4 protein-coding genes are annotated in these 5,196 nt (G+C 49.7%); 2 read left to right on the forward strand and 2 right to left on the reverse strand.

What is annotated here, in order from left to right; translation table 11 throughout:
* On the forward strand, positions 1-2,104 hold a 2,104-nt coding region (locus tag ACOJS8_RS01775; protein ID WP_420146809.1), incomplete at its 5' end, for a UTP--glucose-1-phosphate uridylyltransferase.
* 118 nt (positions 2,105-2,222) lie between these two features.
* Positions 2,223-4,181 carry a response regulator gene (locus ACOJS8_RS01780; RefSeq protein WP_420146810.1) on the forward strand — a complete coding sequence of 653 codons (1,959 nt, stop codon included), beginning with the start codon at positions 2,223-2,225 and terminating at the stop codon, positions 4,179-4,181.
* Positions 4,182-4,194: 13 nt separating this feature from the next.
* On the opposite strand, the gene ACOJS8_RS01785 is transcribed toward ACOJS8_RS01780, so the two are convergent.
* Positions 4,195-4,659: a 3-oxoacyl-ACP synthase gene (locus ACOJS8_RS01785; RefSeq protein ID WP_420146811.1), complete on the reverse strand. Its 465-nt coding sequence runs from the start codon at positions 4,657-4,659 to the stop codon at positions 4,195-4,197.
* 17 nt (positions 4,660-4,676) lie between these two features.
* On the reverse strand, positions 4,677-5,196 hold a 520-nt coding region (locus tag ACOJS8_RS01790), incomplete at its 5' end, for a GMC family oxidoreductase (RefSeq protein ID WP_420146812.1).

Consider the following 5,196-nt stretch of genomic DNA (forward strand, 5'->3'; position numbering starts at 1 on the left):
TGTTCATCCTGAGATTGAAGAAAAACTCATGAATTCGCTGGTGCTCATGCATGGTGGCATGGCTTCCAATGTTGGTCCGATTCTGGAAATGGTATCCGAAAAGTACCTCCTCCGTGGTGAAAAAGAATGGGCCGCCCGCCAGCAAACGAACCAGATTTTCGATAATATTCTGGGCGCTATTCAGGAAGGCGATATCAAGAAATTAGCCGCCAATACGGCCCGCAACTGGGAGTACCCCATCAAGACAATTATTCCCTGGGCTTCTACCTATTTCACCGAGCAGATTATTGCCAAAGCCAGGAAACAGTTTGGCGACGACTATTACGGGTTTCTGATGCTGGGAGGCATGTCGGGTGGTGGTATGGGCATGTTCGTTAATCCGGCGCATTACGAGGATTACAAAATACAGGTTCTGGAGATTCTGCGGAAAACAAAAAGAGAATTATCCGACTCGCTGCCCTTTGCCATGGAGCCCGTAGTTTACAACTGGAGCATCAACCCCAAAGGAACCTGGGCAAGCCTGCACGAAGGTAGTGAAGCCATGATGCCAGAGCCTTATTACGGTATTCATGTATCGGAATTGGTCCGGAAAGACCCCGCTTCCATTCCGTATATCCGTCGGGCTGAAATCGATTATTTCACTACGTATTGCGAGCAGAACAATCAGGCATATCCGCTACTTCGTACGATTATCAGCAATCTGTTTAACGTATCGGACCCAACCTCGCAGGGCAACCGCAGCATCGAAAACGAAAAAGCGGATCAGATAAAAAAAGAGAATGGATTCGACTACATTCAGCACGAAGAAATTCGGGAAGAGCTGCAAAAAGGCCGGATAGGGTTGTCGCGAAATCGGCTGTTGGCCGAAACCACAATTGAGGATGTTCAGCCCGACGAAATTGCCCAGTCAGCAGCCCTGACTCCGTTCATCGCTGTTGGCGAAACAGCTATCCGGGCGGGTAAAGTTGGGGTGTTGAGCCTGGGCGCTGGCGTAGGCAGACGCTGGACAAAAGGAGCGGGTGTCATCAAAACGATTAATCCATTTGTCGAAATAGCGGGTGTTCATCGAAGCTTTCTGGAAATGCACCTGGCCAAAACGCGGAAAGTTGCCCAGAAATACAGCGCTACGATTCCGCATCTGGTAGCTACCAGCTATCTGACCCATGAGCCAATCCGGAAAAAACTGGAACAGACGGGCAATTTCGGATATCATGGACCAACGTTCCTATCGCCGGGACGTTCCATCGGGCAACGGTTTGTGCCTATGGAACGCGATCTGCGGTTTATGTGGGAAGAGATGCCGCAGGAAACCCTGGACGAGAATAAGCAAAAAGTTCGTGATGCCGTCCGGCAGGCAATGATTTCCTGGGCCAAATCGAAAGGCGAAGGAACTGACTACGTCGACAACATCGCTGCCCAACGGTTTTCGCCCCTGGGTCACTGGTACGAAGTATCCAACCTGCTACGTAACGGAACTCTGGCTCAGCTTCTGGCCGAACACCCGCAGGTAGAGACCCTCATGCTTCATAACATTGATACGCTGGGAGCCGATATTGACCCTGCCATTCTGGGTTACCACCTCGAATCGGGCAATGTACTTACGTTTGAGGTTGTCCCGCGTCGTATCGAGGATCGGGGGGGTGGATTGGCCCGGGTCAATGGTCATATTCGCCTGCTGGAAGGTCTGGCGCAGCCTCGGGAAGAAGACGAACTTAAACTCAGCTATTATAACTCCAACACGACCTGGATACAGATTGATCCGCTGCTTCAACTGTTTGGTTTAAGTCGCGACGATCTGCAAACTGGCGATGAAGCTCAACTAGCCAAAGCCGTACGTAGCGTAGCGCACCGGATCCCTACCTACGTTACCATTAAAGACGTAAAATATCGCTGGGGGCATGGTCAGGAAGATATTTATCCGGTTGCGCAAATCGAAAAGCTATGGAGCGACATGTCGGCCTTAGCGGATGTCAGGTGTGGTTACGTAGTAGTACCCAGACAGCGCGGACAGCAGCTAAAAGACCCTGCTCAGCTCGATTCTTGGGTTACGGATGGCAGTAAAGATTACGTTGCCTCTTTGTGCAGCTTAGAACAAAAGGAGTAACATGAACTAAGTTTTATATACATATATCTGTCGATTTAGTAAGCTATTTTATTGGTTTGCCCAATAACTCCACTATTTTTGTCGAGTAAAAGTTTGACTAGAGTAAGGCTGGGTCGGAATGAAAACAAAAATTCTACTTGTAGATGATGAGGATGATTTGGAAGCGCTCTTCAAGCAGCTTTTTCGGAAGCAGATTCAATCAGATACCTACGAATTTGTTTACGTCCGCGATGGCCGTGAAGCCTTAACAGTCCTTGAGCAGCAGCCTGATATCGACGTTGTGCTCAGCGATATTAATATGCCTGGGATGGACGGCCTGACCCTGCTGGCCAAACTACCGGATATCAATCCTATTGTCCGCACGGTAATGGTAACGGCCTACGGCGACATGAATAATATCCGAACGGCCATGAACCGGGGCGCTTTCGATTTCATTACCAAGCCCATCAATTTCAAAGACCTGGAAGCTACCCTCGAAAAAACAATCCGTTCGGCGAACCAGCTACGTGAAACGATGGAGCTAAAGGCCGTTGATGAAATGAAAACCCGTTTTTTCACCAACATTACCCATGAGCTTCGCACCCCGCTTACTTTAATTGTTTCGCCGGTAGATAAACTGCTGGAAGACTCAGACTTACCGCCCCCCTACCAGCAACAGTTGATGACCGTCCGACGTAACGCCCGGCAATTACTTCGGCTGATTAACCAGTTACTGGACATCACCAAGCTGGAGGCTCAGCGCATGGACCTGGTCAATGAAGTCGGCGATCTACCTGGCTTCGTTGGTCAGATTGTTGATTTATTTCGGCCCTCCGCCGACATCAAACAACTAGCCTTAACGTATCAAACCACGATGCCTTCCGGCAATTACGTCTTCGACGCAGGGAAATGGGAGAAAATAATGTATAACCTGCTGTCCAATGCCATTAAGTTTACGGAATCAGGTGAAATAAAGGTTCAGTTGAATCAGTCGGATACAGCCGCCCATCTGACCATTAGCGATACAGGAATTGGTATTCCAGACGATAAACTACCCCATATTTTCAACCGATTCTATCAGGTTGAAAATTCACGCACACGATCGTATGAAGGCACTGGAATTGGCTTAGCGCTTGTGCATGAACTAACAAACCGGCTGGGAGGAAAAATTCATGTTAAAAGCCAGGCGAATCTATCTGCCGAGCCAAGCGGAACCCATTTTCTGATCGAGATACCTGTTATACAGTCAGGAACCACCACAGACGCTATCTCTACCGTAGCGCACACTCTCAGTATTGATACGCCAATTGCCGATCCTGCAGCAGGGGATGTTACCGAACTTCCCAGTACTACCCCCTTGGTGCTTGTGGTAGAGGACAATCCCGAAGTGCGGGAGTTTATCGTGACGGAACTGGCCACTACGTACCGGATTCGCTCGGCAGCGAATGGCTACGAAGGCTGGATGCTGGCTAAAGAAGAATTACCAGATGTCATCGTCTCAGATTTGATGATGCCCCGTATGGATGGGTATTCACTCATCGAGAAACTCAAGACCGACCCGGCAACGGATCATATTGCGGTTATTTTGCTGACAGCCAGTGTTGAGCAGGAAAATCGGCTGAAAGGTTTTGAATACGGGGCCGACGAATACGTAACAAAGCCTTTTCACGTAGGCGAACTCCGGCTGCGGCTACGTAATCTGCTCGACCGCCAGCAGAAGCTACGTGAGCAGTACCAGCGCACACTCGCCCAGCCCGACGCGCCTGCTCCGCTCGAAACGGTGCAGAACCAGTTTTTGCATCGCTTTTATCAACTCATTGACGACCATCTGGATGACTCTTCGCTGAGCGTTGAATGGCTGGCCGACCAGTTAGCGATGAGCCGCAAGACGCTGTATTCTAAAATTCACTCCCTAACGCATCTGTCGCCGAATGAGCTGATTCGTCAATACCGGCTTCGCAAGGCGGTTGATTTGTTACGACTAGGCCATAATATGTCCGAAACAGCTTATATGGTCGGTTTCGAGTCTCCCTCCTACTTTACCAAAGTATTTAAAGAGTTTTACCAGAAAACTCCGTCTGAGTATCTCAAAGGATAGGCTATCGCATTTATCAGACAATCTCCTGGATTTGATACGTCAAGTTATTGAACGTAACGCTATCGCCCGTTTTCCGCCCCAACAACGCCAACGAAATAGGCGAAGCTGGCGAAACAGCAAAATAGTCTTTGGCATCCAGCGAAAGCTTACCGGCGCTGATACTGACAAAAAAGATGCCCCGGTTAGTCGTTACTAAACTGCCAGGCTGAACGGTATCGTATAGCTTATCGGCCGACAGCCGCTCTAAATCCTGACGTAGCTTCATCGCTTCGGCCAACAGCTGCGCATGGCGGTCGCGCTCAAGTTGAGCCATAGCCCGCCCTGTTTCATATTTATCACCGGCGCTACTTTTCTCTTCCGAATTAGCGGCCTCCTGCGCAGCTTCCATCGCCTGACGAGCCGTGTCGATACGTTGCTGCACGTAGGCCTGGCAAAGAGCGAAGAGTTTTGTTTTTAGGGATTGGTTTGGATTACTCACGTCAATAAATTGCAGACTTATAAATTTCCTTTTTTCATCTCTCTCACAGCGAAGTTAGCCGCTCGTGCTGTGAGCGCCATAAACGTAATGGATGGATTCTGGTTGCCGGTTGAGGCCATAGCCGCCCCATCCGTAACAAACACGTTCTTGACCTGGTGAAGCTGATTATGTGCATTAAGCAGCGAGGTTTTGGGGTCGCGTCCCATTCTGACGCCACCCATCTCGTGAATATCAAGGCCCGGATTTCGGTGGTCGTCATAAGGCTTTATGTTCCTGCATCCTGATTTTTCGAGCATGTCGGCTCCCTGATCCAGAAAGTCCTTCATCATTTTCAGGTCATTATCTGTGTAATCAATGGACGTAACGAGCTGCGGAATTCCCCAGACATCTTTTTTGTCGGTGCTGAGCCGGACGTGATTTTCATAGCGCGGAACCGTTTCGCCCTGCATCATCATAAACACGCTCCAGGCACCCGGGCGGGTAAGTTTCTCCTTAAAATCGGCACCGAAACCAGCCTGCGACGCCCCACGATGCCAG

Source organism: Spirosoma sp. (assembly GCF_048594605.1).
In the GTDB taxonomy this organism is placed as follows: domain Bacteria; phylum Bacteroidota; class Bacteroidia; order Cytophagales; family Spirosomataceae; genus Spirosoma.